General features: G+C 61.3%; 1 protein-coding gene. It reads right to left on the reverse strand.

Going from position 1 to position 401, the window contains the following annotated elements; all coding sequences use genetic code 11:
• Positions 1–303 (reverse strand): hypothetical protein (locus tag K9U40_RS24345; RefSeq protein WP_282892609.1); only part of this gene is annotated, 303 nt, incomplete at its 3' end.
• Positions 304–401 lie beyond the last annotated feature (98 nt).

The following is a 401-nucleotide window of genomic DNA, read 5'->3' on the forward strand; positions in this document are numbered from 1 at the left end:
CAGTTGCCCCAGCAACTCCATGTAGTACTTCTCGCGCTGACCCCATAGCTGCTGCTTCATCCAACTGCGCCCAGCCAGCGCTGCCTTCACTTCCTCTGTGGCATGGGTGTTGGCGACCAACTGCATCTTGAGCGTCTCAAAATCAGCCGTGGTGGCGTAGTTCTCGCCCCGACGTTTCAGGGCCGCACCAGCGAAGGTCCCGGCCGCGGCGAGCACGACCATCAGCAGGTAGGGCCACCACGGCGGAGCCGATACCTGGGCGGCCACCAAGCGGGCGAGTTCTTGGATCTGATCTGATGTCATAGCGTCTCCGTCTCTGCCTGTGATGCTACCCGAGGCACCCGCACAGCCATTCTTCTCCTGCCTAGCGGCACATGAGCACGATCGACGATATGGTGAAC

Source organism: Xanthobacter autotrophicus, assembly GCF_030015065.1.
In the GTDB taxonomy this organism is placed as follows: Bacteria; Pseudomonadota; Alphaproteobacteria; order Rhizobiales; family Xanthobacteraceae; genus Xanthobacter; species Xanthobacter autotrophicus_D.